The organism is Pseudomonas sp. URMO17WK12:I11, from assembly GCF_007677725.1.
GTDB lineage: Bacteria > Pseudomonadota > Gammaproteobacteria > Pseudomonadales > Pseudomonadaceae > Aquipseudomonas.
The window spans coordinates 1-305 of record NZ_VEDF01000053.1 but is presented as its reverse complement, the minus strand read 5'-3'; the positions used below and the strand labels follow the sequence as shown (position 1 = coordinate 305).

General features: G+C 63.0%; 1 protein-coding gene. It reads right to left on the bottom strand.

What is annotated here, in order from left to right:
• The coding region (locus tag FS665_RS23495) for a hypothetical protein (RefSeq protein ID WP_178108402.1) at positions 1–305 on the bottom strand (305 nt) is incomplete at both ends.

Sequence of the window (305 nt, the reverse complement as noted above, 5' to 3'; positions counted from 1 at the left end):
TTCGGGTCGAGCACGGCGAGGCTCAGCAGGCCGGTCTGGATGATCGGTTTAACCCGGCCCACCGGCTTGAAGATGCCGGCGCGCACGTCGTCCAGGTCGGGCATCACCTGTTCGCGCAGCTTGGCCAGTTTCACGCTGGCGCTGTTCTGCAGCTCGCGCAGGTGCGCGCTCTGCAAGGCGTAGTATTCGCCGAGCTTCATCTGCACCTGCAGCTCGATCAGGTGTACACCGTTGTAGATCAGCTGATTGACGCTGTTCAGGTGGCGCACGGCCTGATGCACGCCAGGCGCCAAATGCGTATGCAG